At 64.5% G+C, this 22,503-nt stretch carries 23 protein-coding genes; 13 read left to right on the forward strand and 10 right to left on the reverse strand.

Annotated elements, in window-relative coordinates; translation table 11 throughout:
• Positions 1 to 59: 59 nt before the first annotated feature.
• Positions 60 to 1,277 carry an exonuclease subunit SbcD gene (gene sbcD / locus BVH06_RS17315; RefSeq protein WP_075934903.1) on the reverse strand — a complete coding sequence of 406 codons (1,218 nt, stop codon included), beginning with the start codon at positions 1,275 to 1,277 and terminating at the stop codon, positions 60 to 62.
• Positions 1,278 to 1,510: 233 nt separating this feature from the next.
• Between sbcD and BVH06_RS17320 the strand changes: the two genes are divergently transcribed.
• Genes BVH06_RS17320 through BVH06_RS17330 form a run of 3 tightly spaced genes read left to right on the forward strand, consistent with a single transcriptional unit; the run spans position 1,511 to position 4,394 of the window.
• Positions 1,511 to 2,302 (forward strand): methyltransferase domain-containing protein, encoded by a 792-nt coding sequence (locus tag BVH06_RS17320; protein WP_075934904.1) that lies wholly within the window; start codon positions 1,511 to 1,513, stop codon positions 2,300 to 2,302.
• A 3-nt stretch (positions 2,303 to 2,305) separates the two neighbouring features.
• Positions 2,306 to 3,655, forward strand: coding sequence for an APC family permease (locus tag BVH06_RS17325; protein WP_075929619.1), 1,350 nt, complete (start codon positions 2,306 to 2,308; stop codon positions 3,653 to 3,655).
• A 52-nt stretch (positions 3,656 to 3,707) separates the two neighbouring features.
• Positions 3,708 to 4,394 (forward strand): HAD family phosphatase, encoded by a 687-nt coding sequence (locus tag BVH06_RS17330; protein WP_075929620.1) that lies wholly within the window; start codon positions 3,708 to 3,710, stop codon positions 4,392 to 4,394.
• Between the two features lie 246 nt (positions 4,395 to 4,640).
• On the opposite strand, the gene BVH06_RS17335 is transcribed toward BVH06_RS17330, so the two are convergent.
• The 5 genes from BVH06_RS17335 to BVH06_RS17355 form a co-directional block, all read right to left on the reverse strand.
• Positions 4,641 to 4,856, reverse strand: coding sequence for a DUF6434 domain-containing protein (locus BVH06_RS17335; RefSeq protein WP_075934905.1), 216 nt, complete (start codon positions 4,854 to 4,856; stop codon positions 4,641 to 4,643).
• Between the two features lie 299 nt (positions 4,857 to 5,155).
• Positions 5,156 to 5,521: a hypothetical protein gene (locus BVH06_RS17340; RefSeq protein ID WP_075929639.1), complete on the reverse strand. Its 366-nt coding sequence runs from the start codon at positions 5,519 to 5,521 to the stop codon at positions 5,156 to 5,158.
• A 10-nt stretch (positions 5,522 to 5,531) separates the two neighbouring features.
• On the reverse strand, positions 5,532 to 6,176 hold the full coding sequence (locus tag BVH06_RS17345) for a dual specificity protein phosphatase family protein (protein ID WP_075934906.1): 645 nt from the start codon (positions 6,174 to 6,176) through the stop codon (positions 5,532 to 5,534).
• Positions 6,173 to 6,916: a phosphatase PAP2 family protein gene (locus BVH06_RS17350; RefSeq protein ID WP_075934907.1), complete on the reverse strand. Its 744-nt coding sequence runs from the start codon at positions 6,914 to 6,916 to the stop codon at positions 6,173 to 6,175. Before BVH06_RS17350 ends, BVH06_RS17345 begins: the two co-directional genes overlap by 4 nt.
• Before the next feature lie 14 nt (positions 6,917 to 6,930).
• Positions 6,931 to 8,886 (reverse strand): LTA synthase family protein, encoded by a 1,956-nt coding sequence (locus tag BVH06_RS17355; RefSeq protein WP_075934908.1) that lies wholly within the window; start codon positions 8,884 to 8,886, stop codon positions 6,931 to 6,933.
• A gap of 105 nt (positions 8,887 to 8,991) precedes the next feature.
• On the opposite strand from BVH06_RS17355, the gene BVH06_RS17360 reads away from it, so the two are divergent.
• The 4 genes from BVH06_RS17360 to BVH06_RS17375 all read left to right on the forward strand — a co-directional run bounded on the left by BVH06_RS17360 (position 8,992) and on the right by BVH06_RS17375 (position 12,388).
• Positions 8,992 to 9,675 carry a response regulator transcription factor gene (locus BVH06_RS17360; protein WP_075929624.1) on the forward strand — a complete coding sequence of 228 codons (684 nt, stop codon included), beginning with the start codon at positions 8,992 to 8,994 and terminating at the stop codon, positions 9,673 to 9,675.
• On the forward strand, positions 9,665 to 10,936 hold the full coding sequence (locus tag BVH06_RS17365) for a HAMP domain-containing sensor histidine kinase (protein ID WP_075934909.1): 1,272 nt from the start codon (positions 9,665 to 9,667) through the stop codon (positions 10,934 to 10,936). The genes BVH06_RS17360 and BVH06_RS17365 overlap by 11 nt, the downstream gene beginning before the upstream one ends.
• A gap of 79 nt (positions 10,937 to 11,015) precedes the next feature.
• The gene (locus tag BVH06_RS17370) at positions 11,016 to 11,693 is read left to right on the forward strand and encodes a class I SAM-dependent methyltransferase (protein ID WP_075934910.1); all 678 of its coding nucleotides are present in this window, start codon (positions 11,016 to 11,018) and stop codon (positions 11,691 to 11,693) included.
• Positions 11,693 to 12,388, forward strand: coding sequence for a lipopolysaccharide kinase InaA family protein (locus tag BVH06_RS17375; protein ID WP_075934911.1), 696 nt, complete (start codon positions 11,693 to 11,695; stop codon positions 12,386 to 12,388). The genes BVH06_RS17370 and BVH06_RS17375 overlap by 1 nt, the downstream gene beginning before the upstream one ends.
• 261 nt (positions 12,389 to 12,649) lie before the next feature.
• On the opposite strand, the gene BVH06_RS17380 is transcribed toward BVH06_RS17375, so the two are convergent.
• Genes BVH06_RS17380 through BVH06_RS17385 form a run of 3 tightly spaced genes read right to left on the reverse strand, consistent with a single transcriptional unit; the run spans position 12,650 to position 13,760 of the window.
• Positions 12,650 to 13,162, reverse strand: coding sequence for a DinB family protein (locus tag BVH06_RS17380; RefSeq protein ID WP_075934912.1), 513 nt, complete (start codon positions 13,160 to 13,162; stop codon positions 12,650 to 12,652).
• A gap of 36 nt (positions 13,163 to 13,198) precedes the next feature.
• On the reverse strand, positions 13,199 to 13,327 hold the full coding sequence (locus BVH06_RS26055) for a hypothetical protein (RefSeq protein ID WP_256575197.1): 129 nt from the start codon (positions 13,325 to 13,327) through the stop codon (positions 13,199 to 13,201).
• Between the two features lie 13 nt (positions 13,328 to 13,340).
• A complete protein-coding gene (locus BVH06_RS17385) occupies positions 13,341 to 13,760 on the reverse strand; it encodes an Lrp/AsnC family transcriptional regulator (protein ID WP_075929629.1) in 420 nt (139 codons plus the stop codon).
• A gap of 156 nt (positions 13,761 to 13,916) precedes the next feature.
• On the opposite strand from BVH06_RS17385, the gene yjeH reads away from it, so the two are divergent.
• The 5 genes from yjeH to BVH06_RS17410 all read left to right on the forward strand — a co-directional run bounded on the left by yjeH (position 13,917) and on the right by BVH06_RS17410 (position 19,562).
• Positions 13,917 to 15,179, forward strand: a complete 1,263-nt coding sequence (gene yjeH / locus BVH06_RS17390; RefSeq protein WP_075934913.1) for an L-methionine/branched-chain amino acid transporter — start codon at positions 13,917 to 13,919, stop codon at positions 15,177 to 15,179.
• A 100-nt stretch (positions 15,180 to 15,279) separates the two neighbouring features.
• The gene (yejK, locus tag BVH06_RS17395; RefSeq protein ID WP_027905922.1) at positions 15,280 to 16,287 is read left to right on the forward strand and encodes a nucleoid-associated protein YejK; all 1,008 of its coding nucleotides are present in this window, start codon (positions 15,280 to 15,282) and stop codon (positions 16,285 to 16,287) included.
• Between the two features lie 24 nt (positions 16,288 to 16,311).
• The gene (locus tag BVH06_RS17400) at positions 16,312 to 16,635 is read left to right on the forward strand and encodes a glutaredoxin family protein (protein WP_075929632.1); all 324 of its coding nucleotides are present in this window, start codon (positions 16,312 to 16,314) and stop codon (positions 16,633 to 16,635) included.
• A 133-nt stretch (positions 16,636 to 16,768) separates the two neighbouring features.
• On the forward strand, positions 16,769 to 17,539 hold the full coding sequence (locus tag BVH06_RS17405) for an SDR family NAD(P)-dependent oxidoreductase (protein WP_075934981.1): 771 nt from the start codon (positions 16,769 to 16,771) through the stop codon (positions 17,537 to 17,539).
• Positions 17,540 to 17,717: 178 nt separating this feature from the next.
• A complete protein-coding gene (locus BVH06_RS17410; protein WP_075934914.1) occupies positions 17,718 to 19,562 on the forward strand; it encodes an autotransporter domain-containing SGNH/GDSL hydrolase family protein in 1,845 nt (614 codons plus the stop codon).
• Between the two features lie 150 nt (positions 19,563 to 19,712).
• Here the strand turns inward: BVH06_RS17410 and BVH06_RS17415 are convergent, their stop codons facing one another.
• A complete protein-coding gene (locus BVH06_RS17415) occupies positions 19,713 to 20,804 on the reverse strand; it encodes an AraC family transcriptional regulator (RefSeq protein WP_075934915.1) in 1,092 nt (363 codons plus the stop codon).
• 348 nt (positions 20,805 to 21,152) lie between these two features.
• Between BVH06_RS17415 and BVH06_RS17420 the strand changes: the two genes are divergently transcribed.
• On the forward strand, positions 21,153 to 22,503 hold a 1,351-nt coding region (locus BVH06_RS17420), incomplete at its 3' end, for an aldehyde dehydrogenase family protein (RefSeq protein ID WP_075934982.1).

Raw genomic sequence — 22,503 nt, forward strand, 5'->3', positions numbered from 1 at the left:
CCCGCCACTTAGCGGCCAACCAGACGAACCTGGGCTGGAAGATCATGAACAGGTCTGAATCAGGCCGGCTCGTCGCGCAGCTCAGCCAACACTTGGCTGTACAGCCCGTACAGGCGCTGCGCCTGCTCGGGCTCCAGGGTTTCGCTGGCCAGGCGCTGGTCGAACACCTGCTCAGGCGTCAGTTCGTCCAGCATGCCCTGCTCGCCCTGCAGGCTGGCGACCGCCGCACCACGGGCACGGCGGATGCGCAGTACCTCCACCGGCAGACCCTCGCACAGCGCGGCGATGCGCACTTGCAAATCGCTCAGGTAGTCGTCCGTCTCGACCTGAACTTCCAGCCACACCGGGCGTTCTTCGCTACCCTCGCGCGCCGCCTCGGCCAGCGCCGCCGGCAGCGTTTTCAGCGAGCCGCGCACCGACTGCAGGGCCTGGAAGCGCGGCACTGGCAAGGCGCGCACCTCACGCAAACCACTGGCATCGAGGTCGACCAGCAGCACTTCCTTCTGCTGGCGGGCTTCGTCGAAGCTCAGCGGGATCGGCGAACCGCTGTAGCGGATGTGCTCAAGGCCGCCGACCTTCTGCGGCCGGTGGATATGCCCCAGGGCGATGTAGTCGACAGCCGGAAAGGACGAAGTCGGAAAGGCCTCCAGCGCGCCGACGTAGATCTCGCGCACCGACTCGCTGGCGCTGGCGCCCACGGTGGTCAGGTGCCCGGTGGCGATGATCGGCAGCGCCGCACCGAGTTCGCTGCGGCGCGCCAGGGCCAGCTCGTACAGCGCCTGATAATGGCCGTGAATGGCTTGCTGCAGCGACAGTTGCTTGTCTGCCGCGCTCTGCCCCGCTTCGCTGCGCAGCACATCGCGCGGGCGGATGAACGGAATGGCGCAGAGCAGCGCCGCCGGCGCGCCATCGGCGCCATCGAGCACCAGCAGTTGTTCGTGCAGGTGGGCGCCAACGCCGGGAATGACTCGGGTGCCGAGCTGCGCCAGCAAGGTGCGGCTCTCGCCGAGCATCGCCACCGAATCATGGTTACCGCCGAGCACTACCAGCTGGCAGCCGGTTTCGCGTAGCGCCACCACGAAGTGGTTGTACTGCTCACGGGCGTAGCTGGGCGGCGAGCCGGTATCGAAGATATCCCCGGCGACCAGCACCGCCTGTACCTCATGGGCGCGCACCTGCTCGATCAGCCAGGCGCAGAAGGCCTGGTGTTCGGATTGGCGCGTCTTGCCCATGAAGTGCTGGCCCAAGTGCCAGTCGGAGGTGTGCAGAAGGCGCATGCCGGGCCGCTCCCGTGGCTGAAAATTGCGGCCACCATGCCTTTTCGGCGCTGCCAAGGCAATGGTTTCACATGAGGTAACACAACCGACAAGCCCGTGTTCGCTGGGCTGCGTGGCGATTACCGGGTGATCTGCCGGTCAGCCCCGCTCCATGGGTCGAACCCTGGCGCGAAGGCCCCGGTCGGAAAATCGTTCGCCCTTCCCTTGCCGACTTAGCTGAGAGGTATCCGCCGATGACCACCGCAGCCGTTCGCTCCTTTTCCCTGTGCGCCTCCGCGCTGGCCCTGTTCGGCCTGCTGCAATCCGCCGCCCAGGCCCAGACCATCGCCCTCGATGTGCCCTACGTGCCGACACCGGAACCGGTGGTGGCACGCATGCTGGAAATGGCCGATGTCGGCCCCGACGACTACGTGGTGGACCTGGGCTCCGGCGATGGGCGCATCGCCATCTCGGCGGTCAAGGATCGTGGCGCCAAGGCCGCTTACGGAATCGATCTGAACCCGCAGCGCATCGAGGAAGCCGAGGCCAACGCCCAGCAGGCCGGTGTCGCCGACAAGGTGGTGTTCGAGCAGGGCGACTTGTTCAAGAAGGACATCGCCGACGCCGACGTGCTGACCATGTACCTGCTGAACACCGTGAACATGCGCCTGCGCCCGGTCATCCTCGACACCCTGGAGCCCGGCACCCGAGTGGTGTCCCACGCCTTCAGCATGGAGGACTGGGAGCCCGATCGCAGCGATATCGTCGAAGGTGCGCGCATCTATCTGTGGGTCGTGCCAGCCAAGATCGCCGGCAGTTGGCAGATCGAAACCGAGGGCGAGCGTTTCACCGTCGACCTCGAACAACGCTTCCAGGAAATCAGCGGCATCACCCAGCATCAGGAACGCCTGCGCGGGCGCCTGAACGGCACCGAGCTGCGCTTCGAGGTCGACGGCAAGCTGTACGTCGGCCAGGTCGAGGGTGATCGCATCGAACCGATTTCCGCCGAAGGCGCGATGACCGGTTGGAGCGCGCGACGGAGCTGAGCCATGAGCGCACATGCAGCGGCACGACAATCCGGCCTGTCGGTGATCGACGGCGTCGCCATGCTGGTCGGCGTGGTGATCGGCGTCGGCATCTTCGGCTTTCCGCCCCTGGTGGCCCAGCATGCCGACAACGCCTTCCTGTACATCGGCCTGTGGCTGGCCGGCGGCCTGGTGATGCTGGTCGGCGCGCTGTGTTATGCCGAACTGGGCGCCGGTTACCCGGATCGCGGTGGTGAATACCACTACCTGCACCTGGCCTGGGGCCGGCAGATCAGCCTGCTGTTCGCCTGGGCCAGGGGCACGGTGATCCAGACCGGGGCAATCGCGGTGGTCGCCTTCATCTACGGTGACTACGCCCAGCGCCTGCTGCCGCTCGGTGAATACGGCAGCGCCTGGCACGCCACCATCGTGGTGCTGGCGCTGACCGCTCTGAATATCCTCGGCACCCACGAGTCCAAACGCCTGCAGGTGCTGTTCACCGGCATCACCCTGCTGGCGTTGGTCACGGTGATTCTCGCTGGCCTGCTGCTGGCCGAACCGGTGGCCGACGTGGCGCCAGCCGCCGCCGATGCCGGCGGCAACCTGGCCGGTATGCTCGGCATGGGCATGGTGTTCGTGCTGCTCACCTACGGCGGCTGGAACGAGGCCGCGTACCTGTCCGGCGAATTGCGCAACCCAGGCCGCAACATGAGCCGCGTGCTGCTGATCGGCACCCTGGTGGTGACCGGCGTCTACCTGCTGGCCAACCTGGTGTTCCTCAACATCTTCAGCCTCGACGGCCTGCGCCAGTCCAGCGCCATCGGCGCCGACCTGATGACCATCGTCGCCGGCCCCTGGGGCGGTGTGCTGCTCAGCGTGCTGATCTGCATCACCGCGATCAGCACCCTGAACGCCACCATCCTTACCGGCTCGCGGGTCTATTACGCCCTGGGCCGCGACGTGCCACAGCTGTCGATGCTCGGCGCCTGGAACGACCGCGCCGCCACGCCAGTACGGGCGCTGCTGGTGCAATGCCTGATCACCCTACCGTTGCTGTTGTTCGGCGCCCTGAGCGAAAACGGCGTGCAGAGCATGGTCGCCTACACCGCGCCGGTGTTCTGGTTGTTCATGTGCCTGACCGCCCTGTCCCTGTTGCGCCTGCGTCGCCTGAATCCGAGTCGCGCCCGACCGTTCAGCGTGCCGCTCTACCCGCTGCTGCCGCTGCTGTTCGCCGCCAGCTGCCTGGGGCTATTTTGGTCGAGCACCCTGTATGCCGGGGCTGGCGCCCTGCTGGGCCTGGCGATTCTGGCCGCCGGGTTGCCCTTGTTGCTGCTGCAACGGCCCGCCGAGACGGTGGCGAGCGGTTCGAACTGAACGGGTTTCTGTGTTACACAGGCCCTCCCCGCCTTACAGGAGACTGCCTGCCATGCCGCCGAAACCGCCCATCGAACTGCTGATCTGCGACTGCGATGGCGTACTGATCGACAGCGAGATCATCGCCGAACACCACCTGCACTCGGCGCTGGCCGAGCACTATCCGGCCCATGAGCTGGACGTGGTGCTGGCCGGCACCTTCGGCCTGCAGACCCGCGACATCATGGCCCGGGCCGAGGCGCATTTCGGCAAGCCGCTGCCCGAGGGGTTTCTGGAGAAGAACCGGGCCATCACCAAGGCGCTGATCCGCGAGCAGGTAAAGCCGATCCCTGGCGTGCGCGACGCATTGATGCAGATCGATCTGCCGCTCGCCGTGGCCTCCAACAGCCACGCCGATGCCGTGGCCTTCGCCCTGCAGCGCTGCGAGCTGGTCGAGCGCGTCAACGTCGGGGCCTTCAGTGCCGACCAGGTAGAAAGACCAAAACCGGCGCCGGATCTCTACCTGCTGGCCGCCGAACGCGCGGGCGTCGACCCCAGCCGCTGCCTGGTGGTCGAGGACAGCGCCACCGGCGCCACCGCGGCACTGACCGCCGGCATGCAGGTGATTGGCTTTCTCGGCGCCAGCCACATTCCGCCCGAGCATGGCGAGACCCTGCGCCAGTTGGGCGTTCATCACCTGATCGGGCGCATGAGCGAGTTGCCGGCGCTGGTGGAGCGCTTGCGTCACGGCAGCGACTAGAAGCGGATTCTAGAACCTGCTCATGATCTTTCAGCCCAGGTTCTTGGATTTTGGCAGCCAAGTGTCGGGAGCGGCCGTTATCCGATCCGTTGTGGCCGCGACCTCGCGGCGAATCGTTCAGGCACCGCCGAAATAGGCAGTCAGGCTGCAATCGTTTCGCCCCGAGGTCGGGGCTCCCACAGGTTGGTTTGAGTGGCCGCCCCTTGTAGCTGCCACTTCATGCCCATAAAGGTCCTGAACAGGTTCTTAGGCTTGGGCGCCGTTACGCCGCAACCACTCGTCCACCACATCGCCCATGGTGCGCGGCGCACCGCTGCGAATCCAGGCCATGAACGGCCGATCGAAACGAAAGCTGGCGCCGCACTGCTCCGTCATGAAGCGCCGTACCTTCTGAGTGTTGCGGTAATCGCTGCCTACCGGGGTGTCGCGGGTGATGGTGCCGCCGTGCCAGTAGAATGCCATGTCACGCTCCTTGTCGATGGGGCCGGCTGTCACAATACAGCAGGCCGTTGAAAAACGTAGGCGAGGCAACTGATGCGAGGAAAGAACAGGCTCAAAACGTAGTGAATGCCTGACGGAAATAGCCGAGATGAGCAACCGGGCCGCCGAAACGAGGTGAGCCCCAGGCGCAGAAAGATGGATCAGGAAGATCGGCCAGGGCTGCGCTCAGCGCTCGGCGTGGCGGGCATGGGGGTTCTCGGCGGTCGGACCCGCCAATGTGCCCTGTCGCCATGAGCTTTCAAAGTCGCGGCGGCACGCGGCTAGCTGCGTTTCAGGGAGCGGCTCATGGCCTTGGCCATGTCCTGGTCGACCTGGTGCTGCCAGTCACGATCACGGTCGCTGTCGGGCTGCAGGCGCCGCTCGATACCGGCGGCGGCACTGGCCTGACACTGGCGGAAGCCGTCGTCCCAGCCGCTGGCGTACTGGTTGTCGGCCAGGTACTGCGGCACATTCTTGCGAAACGCACCGAGCGCTTTGGCGGCGCTGTCGCCGCTGGTGCAACCATCGGCGTAGCCCGAAGCGAAGGCCGGCGGGTAGCCCTGGGCCAGCAGATAGTCCCGCGTGCTCTGGCAGCCGCCAAGCAGCGGTACCAGCACTATGGCCAGGAAAGCCAGGCATCTGTTCATGATCGTCACCTCACCACTCGTTGAGTGCCTCGAGCACCTTGTCGCGCAGTGCGCAGTAGGCCCAGGGGCTGGTGCTGCAGGCGCCACTGGCCAGTGCCTGGCGCAAGCGCGGCAGATCGACCTCGCGCACATAGCGCTCGGCATCCTCGAATCGCTCCTGCCCGCCGAAACCGCCGCCGCGCATCTCGGCGATCGCCTGCTGCTTGCTCCAGCCCTGGTAGACGATGCGGTACATGGCGGCGATCAGGCCGGTACGGTTCTGGCCGTGCTTGCAGTGGATCAGCACCGGGCCGCTGGCCTGCGCCTGGCGAATGCTGCGCAGGGCTTGCAGCACATCGGCATCGTCGACGCGGTCGGCGTGCGGGGGCTGGTGGATCAGCCGGATGCGTGGATCACTCAGCCACTCGGCATCGCTGCGCTGGTAGAAGTTGATCACCGTGGCGATCTTCAGGCGCTGCAGCTCGCCTTGCTGATCGGCCCTGGGCAGCGCGCTGCGGTACAGATCGGGCTGCATGCGGTAGAGGTTGAAGGCCTTGTCCACCGGCGCGGCCCATTGCGCGTCCATGGCAGCACTTTGCACCGCGCTCCAGGCCGGCGCGGCGGGTACGCAGAACAGAACCGCCAGCAGCAGTTGACGCAGGTTGACGACGCTCATCCGCGCAGCTCCCGAGCAAGGGTTGGCGCCGGCGCCGGCTGCGGCGCCCGACGGTAGAGCAGCACGCGGTAGCCGACCACGGCGATCAGCCAGTCGAGCAGCAGCGTCCACAGGTTGTGGGAGAGAAAGTGTGCGCCTTGCAGCATGCGCCCCAGCGACAGCACGTAACCCAAAGTCAGGGCGAACCCCAATGCCCAGCGGGCCAGGCGTGGGCGGCGATCACGCAGGGCGAAATACAGGGCCAGCAGGGAAAAGCCGGTGGAAGCATGCCCGCCCGGCCAGCAGCGCCCGGGCTTGTCGGTAACCGGCCGCTCGCCGATCAGCGGGCTGAAGGCTTCGTGCCCGCCGAACTGGGTGAGGCTCCACGGGCATTGCACTGCGGTCAGGGTCTTGAGTGGCGGCACGATGCTGGTCGACAGCCCCAGTGCCAGCACCAGATAGCCCAGCTCGCGGCGCCAGCTGCGCAGCCGTAGCGGCAGCAGGCTGACCAGAAAGGCGACGATGCAGGCCACGCCCAGGCAGATCACCATGATCTTGACCTGGTCGTGCAGCACGTTTTCCAGCCAGGAACTGCGCCCGCCGATGAAACCACTGACCGGGTCGTAGAAGCGCTCGGCCAGGGCGAAATCCAGCGGTTTGGGGTCGAGCACCAGCAGCAGCGCCATCAGGCCCAGGGACATGCCCAGCCAGAGGCGGAAGTCGAAGCGCCGCGACGGCGTCGCAGAAGCAGGCAACGACATGGCGTGCCCCCTGATCATGGGTGCACCGCCACGGCGGCCGATTGGGTCGGCTGCCAGCCAAGCAGGCCCTGAGTGAAGTCATGGCTGGCGCCCTGGTAATAGGCGATATCGCGCGCCACCAGCGGATCGCGCTTGGTCGCCGTCTGTTCATGGCTGATGCCCAAGGCATCGTCGTGCCGGCGCATGGCGCCCTTGGGGCTGAGAATCGCCAGGTTCTGGCCGTCGAACAGGCCCAGGTGCTGGTAGTTGCCGATCAGCGCGCGACCGGCCGGGGCGTTATCTCGCAGCACGTTGTGGCCGAAGAAGGTCGAGCTGTAATCGAAGCCCAGCAACCCGAGCAACGTCGGCGCGACGTCGATCTGGCTGGTCAGCCGCGTTACCTCGGCAGGCGTGATGATGCCTGGGCCGTAAATGAACATCGGGATGTGGTAGTTGGCTACCGGCAGGTCTTCCTTGCCAGCGCTGCCCGCGGTGTGATCGGCGACGAACACGAACAGGGTGTTGGCGAACCAGGGCTTGCCCTTCGCCTCGGCCAGAAAGCGGCCGATGGCATAGTCGGTGTACTTCAGTGCGCCTTCGCGACCACTGCCGGAGGGAATATCGATGCGCCCGTCCGGGTAGGTGTACGGCCGGTGGTTGGAGGTGGTCATCAATTGCAGGAAGAACGGCTTGCCGGCGGCGTGGTCGGCGTCGGCCACGCGCAGGGTCTGTGCATAGAGGTCTTCGTCGCTCATGCCCCAGGCGTTCTGGAAGGTCATGTCGCTGCTGGCGACGCTGCTCTGGTCGACGATCCGGTAGCCGTTGCCGCCGAAGAAGGCGTTCATATTGTCGAAATAGCCGCGCCCACCGTAGATGAACACGCTGTCGTAGCCCTTGTCCCGGAACTGCTGGCCGAGGCTGGCGTAACCGGATTCGCGGCCAATGCGCTTGACGATTGAGCGCCCTGGCGTGGGCGGCACCGACAGGGTGATCGCCTCCAGGCCGCGGTCGGTACGGGTGCCGGTGGCGTACAGGTTGCTGAAGAACAGGCTGTGCTTGGCCAGCGCATCGAGATTGGGCGTCAGGCCACGGCGATCACCAAAGGCGCCCAGGTAGCGCGCACTGAGGCTTTCGACGGTGACCAGCACCACGTTGTGACGCTGCTCGGGGCCGGAGTTGTCGATCCCCCGGCGGATATCCTCGGGGTCATCGTTGACGAACCGTGCGTTGTCTTCGGCAACCTCCTGGCGCAGCAGTGAGCCGACCTGCTCATCGGGCAGCGTGGCGTAGAACGTCATGTAGTCCAGCTCGTTATTGCGAAAGGCGGCGAAGAACTGGAACGGGCCGTTGCTGGCCAGTTCGTTCTGGTAGGCATTGCCGCCCAGCCCGCGCGGAAAGTTCTGGTTGACCGCCAGGGTCGCCAGCAGCGCCCCGGCGAGCACCAGAGCCCAGGCGCCCAAGGCTGTCTTGTGGGGCATCAACGGCGCACTCAGCGCCCGGCTGACCGGCTTCTTGAGGGCCGCGGCCAGAAAAACCGCCACCAGCGCCAAGGCAGCGATCAGCGGATACACCGGGTACGACTCGAGGATGTTGTTGATCACCTCCTCCGAATACACCAGGTAATCCACGGCGATGAAGTTGAAACGCACGCCGAATTCGTCCCAGAACAACCACTCGGCAGTGGCGGTGAACAGCATCACGAACAGGCTGACGCCAAACAGCAGGTGCAGGAACACCCGATGGCCGCGGTGCTGCCAAAGCCGGTGCGGGCAAAGCAGCAGGTAGAACGCCAGCGGCAGCGCGGCGTACAACAGGAAGGTCGCGTCGTAGACCAGGCCCACCATGAAGATGCGCAGGATCTGCACGCCGCTGGCGCCGGCATCGCTCCAGTGGGCCAGCAGCAATGCGCCGCGGGTGAGCACGAAGATGCTCGCCCAGGCAAACAGGACGATCGACAGGTAACGTAGTTGGGCGTATCGAAGCTGTGGCATCGTATGATCCTGGCTGGATGAACGAGCTCAGTTTCTCGACGCCCCCGTGAGGGCTTCGTCATGGCCGTGTGAAAAAAACGTCAATCCCCGTGAAGAGAACGTTGCATGCGCATTCTGGTGATCGAAGACAACCGCGACATCCTGGCCAATATCCTCGATTACCTGCAGCTCAAGGGGTACACGGCCGATTGCGCACAGGACGGTTTGAGCGGCCTGCACCTGGCCACCCAGGGGCACTACGATCTGATCGTGCTGGACATCATGCTGCCCGGCCTGGACGGCTACCAGCTGTGCCGGCGACTGCGTGAAGAGGCGCGCAGCAGCATCCCGATCCTCATGCTCACCGCCCGCGATGCCCTGGAAGATCGCCTGCAGGGCCTGAGCGCCGGGGCCGACGACTACCTGATCAAGCCCTTCGCGCTGTCCGAGCTGGTGGCGCGCATCGAAGCCATCCTGCGCCGTTCCCAGGGCAATCGCCGACGTTTGCTGGAAGTCGCCGACCTCGCCTACGATCTGGACATGCTCAGCGTGACCCGCGCCGGCATGCCGATCAAACTCAACCCCCTGGGCATGAAGCTGCTGGCCATCCTGATGCAGCGCTCGCCCGCCGTGGTCCGCCGCGAGGCGCTGGAGGAAGCCCTGTGGGGCGACGACTGCCCGGACAGCGACAGCCTGCGCAGCCACATCCATCAATTGCGCCAGGCCATCGACAAACCCTTCGCCACGCCCCTGCTGCACACCGTGCACGGCGTGGGCTACCGGCTGGCAGCGAACCCCGATGCAAAGTAAGCAGCCGTTTCGCCGGCGCATCCTGATCGCCTTCGCGACCATGACCATTCTGGTCAGCGGGGTGTTCTCCCTGAGCATCGTGGCCATCGTGCACCTGATCGAAGAGCATCTGGTTTCCGAGGAGCTGGCCCTGGAGCTGGGCGTGGTGGTGCATCAGGACCTCAAGAGCGGCCAGGAGCCGCGTCTGGATTCACGCACCCGCTTCTTCGCCTCGAACTACCCGCAGTACGCCATTCCACAGCGCTACGCCAATCTGCCGGAAGGCTTCAGCGAGCAACTGGAAGGCGAGCGCGCGTTCTACATCTTCACCCAGTTGATCAACGGCGACCGCTACCTGCTGGTGCAGGAACAGAGCGAGTTCGAAAAGCGCGAGCAGGTGCTGTTCAACGTGGTGCTGGCGGGCTTTCTGCTGTCGGTGCTCGGCGCCCTGGTGCTGGGCTGGTTCATGTCCGAGCGGGTGATGCGCCCGGTCAGCAAGCTGGCCAACCAGGTGCGTCACCGTGACCAGTTGCTGCCGCTGGCGCCTGCCCTGGCACCGGAGTACCCGGACGACGAAGTGGGCCAGCTCGCCGCTGCCTTCGACAGCACCCTGGGCCGCCTGCGCCAGTCCCTGGAGCGCGAGCGGCTGTTCACCAGTGACGTCAGCCACGAACTGCGTACGCCGCTGATGGTCATCGCCAGCTCCTGCGAATTGCTCTCCCAGGTCGACCTGGAGCCGATGCAACGCAAGCAGGTAGAGCGCATCGAACGCGCCAGCGCGGAGATGCAGGATTTGGTGCAGACCTTCCTGCAACTGGCCCGGGTCAAAGGCAACGAGAGCCTGTTCGCCGGCAGCGCCAGCCTGGGACAGATCGCCGACGAGCAGGTGGACACCTGGGCACCGCTGATGCGCGAAAAGGGCCTGGATTTCCAGATCGACGCCCAGGCGCAGCCCGAAGGCGTGTACAACCCGACCCTGTTGCGCACGGTGATGGCCAACCTGCTGCGCAACGCCCTGCACTACACCGAAAGCGGTTTCGTGAAGCTGACCCTGCTCGCCGACGGTTTTCGCGTCGAGGACAGCGGCGTGGGCATTCCCGAGCAGCACCATGAACAGATCTTCGATCCTTTCGTGCGTGGCGAGCAGGCGCGCGGCGAAGGCCTCGGCCTGGGCCTGTCGCTGGTCAAGCGCATCTGCGCCCATCAGGGCTGGCAGATCACCGTGCACAGCCTGCCGGTAGCCGGCAGTTGCTTTCAGGTGGTACTGCAACCCCGTAACTGACACTTTTTTCACTTTTGCTTGACGGGTTCATCAGAACTGCCCGCTTAGCATCGAGGCACTCTCCTAGAGGTGCCTCGTCATGTCCAAACCCCGCTCCATCGAACTGGCCTTCTCCGGCAAATACGACCAGCAACACGCCCAGAGCTACCTGCACAAGCACCAGGACGGCCTGGCCAGGCGGCTGTCGCACTGGCGCGACGTGCAGGTCGGCCGCAGCGCCCTGCGCCTGGCCGGCGACCCCAACCTGGTGCTCGACCTGCCCTGCGGCGCCGGGCGTTTCTGGCCGATGCTCGCCGAACACCCGAACCGGGTGATCCTGGCTGCCGACAACTCCGCCGACATGCTCGCCACCGCCCTCGCCGCCCAGCCGCCGGCAGTGGTGGAGCGGGTCAAGACCTTCAAGACTTCGGCCTTCGATATCGCCCTGGGCGACAACTCGGTGGATTGCGTGTTCTGCATTCGCCTGCTGCATCACTTCCAATCACCGGAACACCGTTTGGCGGCGCTACGTGAGTTTCACCGGGTCACCCGCGATACGGTGATCGTTTCGCTGTGGGTCGACGGCAACTACAAGGCCTGGCGGCGTAATCGCCTGGAGAAACGCCGCGGCGCGGGCGAGAACCGCTTCGTGGTGCGCTGCGAACAAATCGAATCCGAGTTTCTCGAAGCGGGATTCCAGATTCTCGGCCATCGCGACTTTCTGCCCGGCTATGCCATGTGGCGGACCTATGTACTGCGCAAGCGCGAGGTGCAGTGATGGCCACGGTCGTCGTTCAGCATCCGGCAACTCGAACCAGCGCCTTCGAGCGCTGGTGGCAATGCCAGGGCCCCTGGGTGGAACCACTGAACCAGCGCCGCGACGGGGAAAGTGGCGTGCAACGGTTGCTGCCCCGTAACCCCTCCCATCCGCTGCTCTACAGCAAACGCCAGACCGGGCACCTGTACCGCAGCCTGCGCTACCCACTTGGCCGCCCGACCATCTTGCGTGAGCTACAGGCTTATCAGGCACTCGCTGAGTTGGGCGTCCGGGTACCAAAGCTCGTTTATGGCTCGGCCCGAAAGCATAAGGGCCAGTGGCAGGCGCTGTTGATCACCCAGGCGCTGACAGGGTTCATCAGCCTGGAGCAGTGGTACGAAACAGAACACCGCGCCGAGCAGTCGGCCCGCATGCTGGCTGCATTGGCCGATACCCTGGCTCGCATGCATCGCGGTGGCTGGCAGCACGGCTGCTGCTACGCCAAGCATGTCTTCATCAGGATCGAGGACGATGGTGACAGCAGCTCACCCCGCGCTGAAATCGCCCTGCTCGACCTGGAAAAAAGCCGCCGCCGCTGGCGCAGCGCCGACGCCTCGCGCCATGACATGCGCCAGCTGAAGCGTCATTGCGGGGCAATGCCCGAGAGCGACTGGCAACTGCTGATGCAGACCTATACGGCAGCGCTGACAGCTTAGAAGCTGTTCACGATCTTTCGGCTGGACTCCAGCGCCTTGACTGCAAGGTGGCGGTAGCGGCCGTTATCCGATCCATTGTGGGAGCCGCGACCTCGCGGCGAATCGCTCAGGCACCGCCGAAATAGGCAGTCAGGCTGCAATCGTTTCGCCCCGAGGTCGGGGCTCCCACAGGTTGGTTTAAGTGTCTGCTTCTGCCTTGTAGCAGCCTCTTCAATGTCCATTTAAAAAGGCTGTGAACAGGTCTCAGCGCGAGCACGAGGTTCAGCTGAGCGCTTGCCGGGCAGCTTCTCGCCGGCCCGGCTGCGCCTGGTGCAGATAGCGCGTGAAGGTATCCTTCGGCCGTTCGAGCCCATTAATCGCCAAGGTTCGCGACGCCATGCCGCGGTGGTTGCTGCCATGGGTCAACAGGTGCAGCAGCACCTCCTCGACCGACAACTGACCGAGATCGCCATCGGTGAAACGAAAGGTGATAACCCGTTGCAGCTCTTCGGCTGTGGCGCGCTGGGCGAAATCGACGAGCCAGGCATCGTTCTGCGTAATGCGTGCCCTAAGTTCACCGTATGTTGGCGTCTCACGGGTGTTGTCAGCGCCGTAATGCTCCGCTATCCCGGACAAACGGCTGATGAACAGGCTGTCGACCACCGTGGTGTGATTGAGGATACGTACGAAGAACTCGGCATCGTTATCCGGCAACTGATGCAGCTGGCGTTCGCCCAGGGCGAGCAGCTCTTCATTTGCCCATTTCTTGTATTCGAATGCGTCGGCGAGCAGCATTTCTTGATCCCCTTCGGCAGTGCTGGGCGTACTCAATCACAGCTGTTCGGTAAAGGTTTCGATGGCAGCGAAGAAGCCACCAAACCAATCAAGCGGCAGGTGAAACAGCGAGCCCGTGCCGCTCATCCCGGGCAGCAAAACCAAGGTTATCGGGTATTCGAGCATGTCCGGCCCACCCTCACATCACCCAATCCTTCACCACCATATGGGTCTTGACCTTGAACACGCCAGGCAGGTTTTCGATCTCCCCGCGTACTTCCGCCAGCCGTTCCATGGACGCCGCTTCGAGGTAGATCAGCATGTCCGTTTCGCCGCTGATGCCCGAGCAGCGACGCACTTCCGGGAAGGCGCGCATGCGCTCGACGTACTGCTCGCAGCGTCCGCCCTTGTAGAACAGTTCCAGGTAGGCCTTGACCACTACCGTCGTCGGCTCGGCGATGCGCGCGTGATAGCCCTGGATGACCCCGGACGCCTCCAGCTGGCGGATGCGCTCGCTCACCGCGGAACGTGACAGGTTGACCTGGCGGGCCACCTCGGTGACGGTCAGGCGCGCGTCGGCGCACAGCAAGGCGATGATGCGTTGATCGAACTTGTCCACTGAAGCTCTCTGCAAACAGGATGACGGCCATTGCCGCCGTTTCGTCGGTGATCGGCGACGCTTCGCCAGCAGCCGCGCAAGCGAAGCGGCCTTACCATGGCGATACGGTCGGCAGGCGCTCTGCCATGGGCCGCGTCAGGAGCGAGAGCATACAACATGAGCCGATTGAACAAGGAACTGGGGCTGCTGCAGGGCGTGGGTTTGCTGTGCACGTCTCTGCTGGGCACCGGGGTTTTCGTGATTCCCGCGCTGGCCGCCACGGCTGCTGGCGAGATTTCGCTGTGGGCCTGGCTGCTGTTGATCGTGCTGATTCTACCGATGGCCTTCACCTTCGCCCAGCTCGGCCGCCATTACCCGCACGCGGGCGGCGCCCCGCACCTGATCGGTCGCGCGTTCGGCGCGCCCATGGAGCGCACCAGCGCCTGGCTGTTTCTTGCGGTGATTCCGGTGGGCCTGCCGGCGGCGCTGAACATCGCCAGCGGCTTCTGGCACGCCTTGTTCACCCTCAGCGACCTGGCAGTCCTGGCCATCCAGCTCGCCACTCTGGGCGTCATTCTGCTACTCGGCCAGCGCCCGGCCCGTACCTCTGGCGGCGTGCAGATCGCCATTGCCCTGGCCATCGTCGCCACCATCGCGCTGATCTGGTTCAAAGGCGACCTGCCCCACGCCGAGCAACCACTGCTGCCGCCCCTGGCCGGTAACTGGCAGCTGCTGCCGGTGGCGTTGGGCGTGATGTTCTGGTGCTTCGTCGGCATCGAGGCCTTCACCCACCTGGGCGAGGAGTTCAAGAACCCGCAGCGCGACTTCCCCCTCGCCCTGCTGCTCGGCGTGCTGCTCGCCGGCCTGGTGTACTGGGCCTGTTCGGTGGCGGTGCTGAGCTTTCATGCCTACGGCGATGCCCGCACCGATGCCGCGTCGCTGCCGCTGATGCTCGACGTGCTGCTTGGCGACCAGGCCCGCTGGCTCAGCGCGAGCATCGGCTACCTGGCCTGTTTCGCCTCGATGAACGTGTATATCCAGGGCTTCTCGCGGCTGATCTGGAGCCTGGCCGATGAAGGCAAGCTGCCCCGCGCGCTGGCGGTTCGCAATGGCAATGGCGTACCGGCCAGGGCGTTGCTGCTGGTAGTGCTCAGTTGCGCCCTGAGCGCCACGGTAATCTGGAGCCTGTCGCTGTCGCTCGACCAACTGATCCGCTACGCCAACGGCAACTTCATCGTCATCTACCTGCTCAGCATGGCCGCCGGCGTGCTGCTGCTACGCGGCCTGTGGCGCTGGCTGGCCGGCCTCAGCACGCTGCTGTGCGCGGGCATCCTGCTGATGCTGGGCCTCGATGCACTGTACGCCATCGGCCTGCTGGCCGGCTTGCTGGTGCTCGATCGCTGGCGGGCGAGTCGCCGCACGGCAATCGCCCTGGGCTGACTCGGCGGCGGGCGACCAAGGCTGCGACAGTCGGGTAAACTCTGCGCAACCCTGGCCGCTTTGACGCGGCCCCTTTGCGTCACGCCTGAAGAGATAGCCCATGCCGATCCGTCACTGCATCGTCCACCTGATCGACAAGAAGCCCGACGGCAGCCCTGCCGTGTTGCACGCCCGCGACAGCGAACTGGGCGCCTCCCAGGCCATCGAGAACATGCTGGCCGACCTCAACGACAGCTACAACGCCAAGCAGGGCAAGGCCTGGGGTTTCTTCCACGAGGAGTCCGGTGCCTACCCGTTCAGCGGCTGGCTGAAAACCTACCTGGAAGACGGCGAAGATTTCACCGCCTTCAGCCGCCAGGCCGTCGAGCACCTGCAGAAGCTGATGGAGGAATCCAACCTGTCCACTGGCGGCCACGTGCTTTTCGCCCACTACCAGCAAGGCATGACCGACTACCTGGCCATCGCCCTGCTGCACCATAGCGAAGGCGTGGCGGTGAACGACGCGCTGGACGTGACCCCGGCCAAGCACCTGGACCTCGGCCAGCTGCATCTGGCGGCGCGTATCAACATCAGCGAGTGGCGCAACAACAAGCAGTCCAAGCAATACATCTCGTTCATCAAGGGCAAGAACGGCAAGAAGGTCTCGGAGTACTTCCGTGACTTCATCGGCTGCCAGGAAGGCGTCGACTCGCCCAGCGAAACCCGCACCCTGCTCAAGGCCTTCAGCGACTTCGTCGAGAGCGAGGACCTACCCGAAGAGCAGGCCCGCGCGAAGACCGACACCCTGGTCGACTACGCCACCAGCCAGGCCAAGATGGGCGAGCCGATGACCCTGGAAGAACTCTCCGGGCTGATCGACGAGGAGCGCCCAAAGGCCTTCTACGACCATATCCGCAACAAGGATTACGGCCTGTCGCCGGAGATTCCCGCCGATAAACGCACCCTGAGCCAGTTCCGCCGCTTCACCGGCCGCGCCGAAGGCTTGTCGATCAGCTTCGAGGCCCACCTGCTGGGCTCCAAGATCGAATACGACGAAGCGTCCGACACCCTGACCATCCGCAACCTGCCGACGCAGCTGACCGACCAGTTGAAGCGTCGTAAAGACTGATCGACCTGAGCAGAGGACTGCAGCATGAAACGGATTTTGCTGATTCTCGCGGCGCTCGCCGCCTGGCAACACTGGGATCGTATCGAACCGATGCTGCTGGGCAAACCGCCGCAGGTGGCCGGCCAGGGTGAAGTCATCCTCTACGCCACCAGCTGGTGCGGCTACTGCGCCAAGACCCGCGAGTTTCTCGGCGAACGCGGCATTGCCTACACCGAGCTGGACATCGAAAAATCCCCCGAAGCGCGCCGCGCCTACGACGCCTTGGGCGGCCGCGGCGTGCCGGTGCTCAAGGTCAACGGCACGGTAATCCACGGCTACAACCCGCAGGGGATCTTGGCGGCTTATTGAGCCACGCGGGCAGCTTTCCCCGCCGGAGATCCGGCCCAGGCGGTCGCCGCGACGTACTGCGCCGCCCACCTGAACGTCATGCCCTGCTCCGCAGTCATAACAGGCAATTAGGCCACGCCTCCCAAGGTGCATGATGCGTTCGATACCCGAACTGGACAGCGATGCGCGCGTACTCATAGCCGGCGCCAGCCGAGGTATCGGCCTGGCCCTGTGCACCGCGCTGCTGGCTCGCGATGATGTGACCGAGCTATGGGCCGTGGCCCGGCAGGCCAGCACCTCTGCAGAGCTGGCCAAACTGGCCGAGCGGTATGGGCAGCGCCTGAAACGGATCGATTGCGACGCGCGCAATGAGCAATCCCTCGAGGCACTGGCAAGTGACGTGCGTAGAGAATGCGACCATCTGCACCTCGTCATCAGCACCCTGGGCATCCTGCATCAGGACGGTGCCAAAGCCGAAAAGGCCCTGTCGCAGCTGAGCCTGGCAAGCCTGCAGGCAACCTTTGCGACCAACACCTTCGCACCGATCCTGTTGCTCAAGCACCTGTTCCCCTTGATGCGCAAGCAACCCACCACCTTTGCGGCGCTCTCCGCTAGAGTCGGCTCCATCGGCGACAATCGCCTGGGCGGCTGGTACAGCTACCGGGCCAGCAAAGCGGCGCTCAATCAGCTGCTACACACGGCCAGCATCGAACTGAAACGCCTCAACCCCGCCTCCACCGTCCTGGCGATCCATCCTGGTACGACTGACACGCAGTTGTCCGAGCCCTTCCAGGCGAACGTGCCGGAGCAGCAATTGTTCGAGCCGACGTTCTCGGCCGAGCGCATTCTGGAAGTGATAGGCGCTCATGGGCCGGACGATAGCGGGACGTTTTGGGCTTGGGATGGAAAGCCGATCGTCTGGTGATCGGATTCGCGCAAGAAACGAGATAACTGCCAGTCCACTCGAGCGTCAAGACGGCTTCAAGCGCATGCCAGCCGGAGACGATACTCAACGATCCCTTCTTTTTCGATGAACTACGCGCTTCATCGAACACTGGCTACAGTTGTCGGGCGGTTCACTCCAATAATAAAAGGGACTTGCCATGAAACACTTAATCACGCCTCTGACGGCTGCCTGTCTACTGATCAGCGCCACCTCGCTTTACGCCGAGCCCTATAGTGCGCTCTATGTGTTCGGGGACAGCCTCAGCGATGCCGGGTGGTTCGCCGATGCCGATGGCCCGCCAGGTGCCACAACCCGCTTCACCAACCGTACCGGCCCGACTTATCAGGATGGCAGCGGCGAAATTTTCGGTGAGGTATCGCCCATGCTGCTGGGCAATGCACTCGGGATGTCGGGCGCAGGCTTGGGGTCGGCCAACACCGTGGATGGCGGCAATAATTGGGCGGTCGGCGGTTATCGGACCGACCAGATCCTCGATGCCATCACCGGATCCGGAGGGTATCTGCAGTCCACAGGTGGCCGGGCCGACCCCAGCGCCTTGTACTACCTGACAGGAGGCGGCAACGACTTCCTGCAATTACAGGTAGTCGACGGGCCCAGTGCCCAGGCTGCCGCGGGGCGTCTGGTCGATAGCGCCGAGGCGCTGGAACAAGCGGGCGCGCGTTATATCATGGTGTGGGTACTGCCGGACCTAGGACTGACGCCAAACTTCTTCGGCAGCCCCCTGGAGGGCCAACTCAGTGCACTGGGAGCAGCCTTCAACACCGAGCTGGTGAATCAATTGGCGACGCTGAATGCCAACGTGATTCCGCTGAATATCCCGCTCTACCTTTCCGAAGTGGTCAGTGACCCTGGCCGCTACGGCTTGGTCGCCGATCGCGCCACGGTAATCGGCACCTGCTTCGCGGGTTGCAGCAACCCTAATCCAGTCTTTGGGCTGAATGGCAGCACACCGGACCCGACGAAGCTTCTGTTCAACGACGGCGTACACCCGACGATTGCCGGCCAGCGCTTGATCGCTGACTACGCCTACTCGTTGCTGGCGGCGCCTTGGGAGGTCAGCCTGTTGCCGGAAATGGCACTGGGCACGCTGCGTGGCCATCAGGATCAGCTACGCGCCCATTGGCTGGCGGATTGGGGTACCTGGCAGGAAGTCGGTCGGTGGCGTGCCTTCGTCAATGGCGGCGGCCAACGGCTGGAATATGATCGTTATGGCGGCAGCGCCGATGGCAATGGTTACAGCCTAAACTTCGGCGGCAGCTATCGCCTCGACGACGCCTGGCGGGTCGGCCTAGCAGCCGGGCTGCATGAACAGGATCTCGAGGCCGGCGCAGCGGATTCCGATTACAACCTGCGTAGCTACATCGGTAGCGCGTTCGCTCAGTACCAGAATGACCGCTGGTGGGGCGATCTGTCGGCCAGCATTGGACGTCTGGACTATGACGACCTGAAACGCAAATTCGCCGCTGGCACGGCCATCAACTCAGAGAAGGGCGACACCGAAGGCACGCTCTGGGCCGTCAGCGGGCGTTTCGGTTATGACATCGCCCAACCCGGCAGCCAATGGCACCTGAGCCCTTTTATCGGCGCCGACTACGTGCATGTTGATGTGGACGGTTACCGCGAGAAAAGCCAGCGCTCCACTGCACTGGGCTTCGACGACCAGACGCGCAAGTCCAAGCGCCTGGGTGTGGGCTTGCAAGGGCTGTACGACCTGAGCCCGCGAACCCGGGTGTTCGGCGAGCTGGCAATGGAGCGCGAATACGAGGATGACCCCACCGAGCTACGCATGTCGCTGAACAGCCTGCCGACAATCGACTTCGAACTGCCCGGCCATCGGCCAGACGATCGCAGCCTGCGCGGTCACTTCGGCGTCAGTCATCGCCTCGGCGGCGGCCTTTCATTACGCGGCAGCTACAGCTACCGACACGCTGATGACGAGGCTCAACACGGACTGAATCTGTCGATATCACTGGATATCTGAACCGGCAAGCAGGATCGGCGACTGTGTAGCGATTGATGGCCATCACGCGGGCGCGTGGTGGCCATCAATGCATCACGGGCTCAAGCGGTGGCTGATCTCTACGCTCAGCAAGCCAATCTGACACGCGAGCAAATCCTGCGGCAGGCTCCCTCAATGCCGCCGCCCGCCCACCCCATCACTCTCATGCCGCCACTGCCGGGGGCTGACGCCGAACCAGCGGCGGAAGGCGCGGGAGAAGGCGCTGACTTCGGAGTAGCCGAGCAGCGGCGCCAGGTTGGAGATGGGCAGTTGGCGCTGGCGCAGGTAGTGGGTGGCGAGCTCGCAGCGCACCTTGTCGACCATGGTGGTGAAAGTCAGGCCCTGGTCGCGCAGACGGCGCTGAAGCGACCAACTGCTCATGCCCAGTTGCTCGGCGGCCAGCTCCAGCACGGGCTCGCCCATCAGCAGTTGCTGGCGGATCTGCTCGCGCACGTCATCGGCCAGGTCCCGTTCGCCACGGCCGCTCAGGGCACTGAGCTGGCTGAGCGAGTCCTGCATCACCAACAGCAGCACCGGGTCGCCCTGCGGCATGGCGCGCTCGAGGCCGCGTTTGGGGATGACCAGGGAATTGAACGGCTGCTCGAAATACACCGGCGCGTCGAAGACTTTGCAGTGCTCGTGCCAGTGCTCGGGCCGTGGATGCTCGAAGTGCACCGCGCGCGGCGCCCACTGCGGGCCGAGCACATGGCGCACCAGGTTCAGCGCCATGCCCAGGGTCAACTCGGCGTCCTGGCGGCGACAGAGAATCGCGCCGTGGCGCACCTGGTAGTCGAAGCGGTAGCACTCGCCCTCGTCCACCAGGCGGATCAGGCTGTTGCGCTGGTGCAGCGGAAAGGCACGGGCGACGTTGATCAGCGCCTGTTCGACGGTTGCCGAGCACAGGCCGATATAGCCAAGCAGCCCCAGCGCCTGAGGCTTGAACTGCTGGCCGTAGTACAGCCCGAAGTTGTCGCAGCCGGACTGGCGCGACGCCTCCTCCAGCACCTGGCAGTAATTGGGCAGCGCCAGGCTCAGGGTGGGATGGCGCAGGGATTCAGGGTCGATGCCGGATACGCCAAGGATGCGATCCGGATCACCGCCGTGCTTTTCGATAAAGCCGCACAGGCCGCTGGCGGCGGCGGCCAGAACACCGGTATTGGTGGCCCCCCCGGAAATCAACGGCAGGCCGGCAGACAGGTCGGGCTGGACGAGAACGGAGCTCATGGCGCCTCCTTGGTGACAATTTGTTTCTGAAAGCAAGAAACACGCCGGTTATTGAATGCACCGCCAATAACCGCGCCCTGACAGGCTCCTCGTCTCATGCTATTCAAAAACTCTCTTCCAAAAGCCCTGAAACGGGTCATTCGGAAACATCCGCACCGAAATTGAGCACTTGCAGTTGACACAGCGCGACACGCCACACGCGACTGTCGAAATTTGACTTTGCAGAACAGCCAGCCTCGCCTAGCGTCAAGTCGGCCACATGAATTCGTCTCATAGTTCATCGCGAGCCCCGGTCGTGCTCGCGGCACGCCCCTGAAAACTACAAGAACTCGTAATGGGAGAACGTCAATGATCTATGCCAAACCCGGTACCGCAGGCGCCGTCGTCACCCTCAAATCGCGCTACGGCAACTACATCGGCGGCGAGTTCGTCGCGCCGGTGGGCGGTCAGTACTTCACCAACACCAGCCCGGTGGATGCCTCGGCCATCGGCGAATTTCCGCGCTCGGACGCCAAGGACATCGACAAGGCCCTGGACGCCGCCCACGCTGCCGCCGATGCCTGGGGCAAGACCGCAGTGCAGGACCGCGCGCTGATCCTGCTGAAGATCGCCGACCGCATCGAAGCCAACCTCGAGCTACTCGCCGTGGCCGAGACCTGGGACAACGGCAAGGCCGTACGCGAAACCCTCAACGCCGACGTGCCGCTGGCCGCCGATCACTTCCGCTACTTCGCCGGCTGCATCCGCGCCCAGGAAGGCACCTCGGCGGAAATCAACGAACACACCGCGTCCTATCACTTCCACGAACCGCTGGGCGTGGTCGGGCAGATCATCCCCTGGAACTTTCCGCTGCTGATGGCCGCCTGGAAACTCGCTCCCGCTCTGGCCGCCGGCAACTGCGTGGTATTGAAACCCGCCGAGCAGACGCCGCTGTCGATCACCCTGCTGGCCGAGATCATCGGCGACCTGCTGCCGCCGGGCGTGCTCAATATCGTCCAGGGCTTCGGCCGTGAAGCCGGCGAAGCGCTGGCCACCAGCACGCGCATCGCCAAGATCGCCTTTACCGGCTCCACGCCGGTGGGCTCGCACATCATGAAATGCGCCGCCGCCAACATCATCCCAAGCACCGTGGAGCTGGGCGGCAAGAGCCCGAACGTGTTCTTCGAAGACATCATGCAGGCCGAGCCGGCGTTCATCGAGAAAGCGGCCGAAGGCCTGGTGCTGGCATTCTTCAACCAGGGCGAAGTGTGCACCTGCCCGTCGCGGGCGCTGGTGCAGGAGTCGATCTTCGAGCCGTTCATGAACGAGGTGATGAAGAAGATCAAATCGATCAAGCGCGGCAACCCCCTGGACACCGACACCATGGTCGGCGCCCAGGCCTCGCAGCAGCAGTACGACAAGATCCTCAGCTACCTGGAGATCGCCCAGCAGGAAGGCGCCGAGCTGCTCACCGGCGGCGCGACCGAGAAGCTGGAGGGCGACCTGGCGGGCGGTTATTACATCCAGCCGACCCTGCTCAAGGGCACCAACAAGATGCGCGTGTTCCAGGAAGAAATCTTCGGCCCGGTGGTGGGCGTGACCACCTTCAAGGACGAAGCCGAAGCCCTGGCCATCGCCAACGACACCGAGTTCGGCCTGGGCGCCGGCGTGTGGACGCGCGACATCAACCGCGCCTACCGCATGGGCCGCGGCATCAAGG

Origin of the sequence: Pseudomonas sp. PA27(2017) (assembly GCF_001945445.1) — a bacterium.
GTDB lineage: Bacteria > Pseudomonadota > Gammaproteobacteria > Pseudomonadales > Pseudomonadaceae > Aquipseudomonas.

Excerpts from the sequence above, each read along its gene's own strand:
- sbcD (WP_075934903.1), bottom strand. The coding sequence starts at position 1,277 with ATGCGCCTTCTGCACACCTCCGACTGGCACTTGGGCCAGCACTTCATG.
- BVH06_RS17320 (WP_075934904.1), top strand. The coding sequence starts at position 1,511 with ATGACCACCGCAGCCGTTCGCTCCTTTTCCCTGTGCGCCTCCGCGCTG.
- BVH06_RS17325 (WP_075929619.1), top strand. The coding sequence starts at position 2,306 with ATGAGCGCACATGCAGCGGCACGACAATCCGGCCTGTCGGTGATCGAC.
- BVH06_RS17330 (WP_075929620.1), top strand. The coding sequence starts at position 3,708 with ATGCCGCCGAAACCGCCCATCGAACTGCTGATCTGCGACTGCGATGGC.
- BVH06_RS17335 (WP_075934905.1), bottom strand. The coding sequence starts at position 4,856 with ATGGCATTCTACTGGCACGGCGGCACCATCACCCGCGACACCCCGGTA.
- BVH06_RS17340 (WP_075929639.1), bottom strand. The coding sequence starts at position 5,521 with ATGAACAGATGCCTGGCTTTCCTGGCCATAGTGCTGGTACCGCTGCTT.
- BVH06_RS17345 (WP_075934906.1), bottom strand. The coding sequence starts at position 6,176 with ATGAGCGTCGTCAACCTGCGTCAACTGCTGCTGGCGGTTCTGTTCTGC.
- BVH06_RS17350 (WP_075934907.1), bottom strand. The coding sequence starts at position 6,916 with ATGTCGTTGCCTGCTTCTGCGACGCCGTCGCGGCGCTTCGACTTCCGC.
- BVH06_RS17355 (WP_075934908.1), bottom strand. The coding sequence starts at position 8,886 with ATGCCACAGCTTCGATACGCCCAACTACGTTACCTGTCGATCGTCCTG.
- BVH06_RS17360 (WP_075929624.1), top strand. The coding sequence starts at position 8,992 with ATGCGCATTCTGGTGATCGAAGACAACCGCGACATCCTGGCCAATATC.
- BVH06_RS17365 (WP_075934909.1), top strand. The coding sequence starts at position 9,665 with ATGCAAAGTAAGCAGCCGTTTCGCCGGCGCATCCTGATCGCCTTCGCG.
- BVH06_RS17370 (WP_075934910.1), top strand. The coding sequence starts at position 11,016 with ATGTCCAAACCCCGCTCCATCGAACTGGCCTTCTCCGGCAAATACGAC.
- BVH06_RS17375 (WP_075934911.1), top strand. The coding sequence starts at position 11,693 with ATGGCCACGGTCGTCGTTCAGCATCCGGCAACTCGAACCAGCGCCTTC.
- BVH06_RS17380 (WP_075934912.1), bottom strand. The coding sequence starts at position 13,162 with ATGCTGCTCGCCGACGCATTCGAATACAAGAAATGGGCAAATGAAGAG.
- BVH06_RS26055 (WP_256575197.1), bottom strand. The coding sequence starts at position 13,327 with ATGCTCGAATACCCGATAACCTTGGTTTTGCTGCCCGGGATGAGCGGC.
- yjeH (WP_075934913.1), top strand. The coding sequence starts at position 13,917 with ATGAGCCGATTGAACAAGGAACTGGGGCTGCTGCAGGGCGTGGGTTTG.
- yejK (WP_027905922.1), top strand. The coding sequence starts at position 15,280 with ATGCCGATCCGTCACTGCATCGTCCACCTGATCGACAAGAAGCCCGAC.
- BVH06_RS17400 (WP_075929632.1), top strand. The coding sequence starts at position 16,312 with ATGAAACGGATTTTGCTGATTCTCGCGGCGCTCGCCGCCTGGCAACAC.
- BVH06_RS17405 (WP_075934981.1), top strand. The coding sequence starts at position 16,769 with ATGCGTTCGATACCCGAACTGGACAGCGATGCGCGCGTACTCATAGCC.
- BVH06_RS17410 (WP_075934914.1), top strand. The coding sequence starts at position 17,718 with ATGAAACACTTAATCACGCCTCTGACGGCTGCCTGTCTACTGATCAGC.
- BVH06_RS17415 (WP_075934915.1), bottom strand. The coding sequence starts at position 20,804 with ATGAGCTCCGTTCTCGTCCAGCCCGACCTGTCTGCCGGCCTGCCGTTG.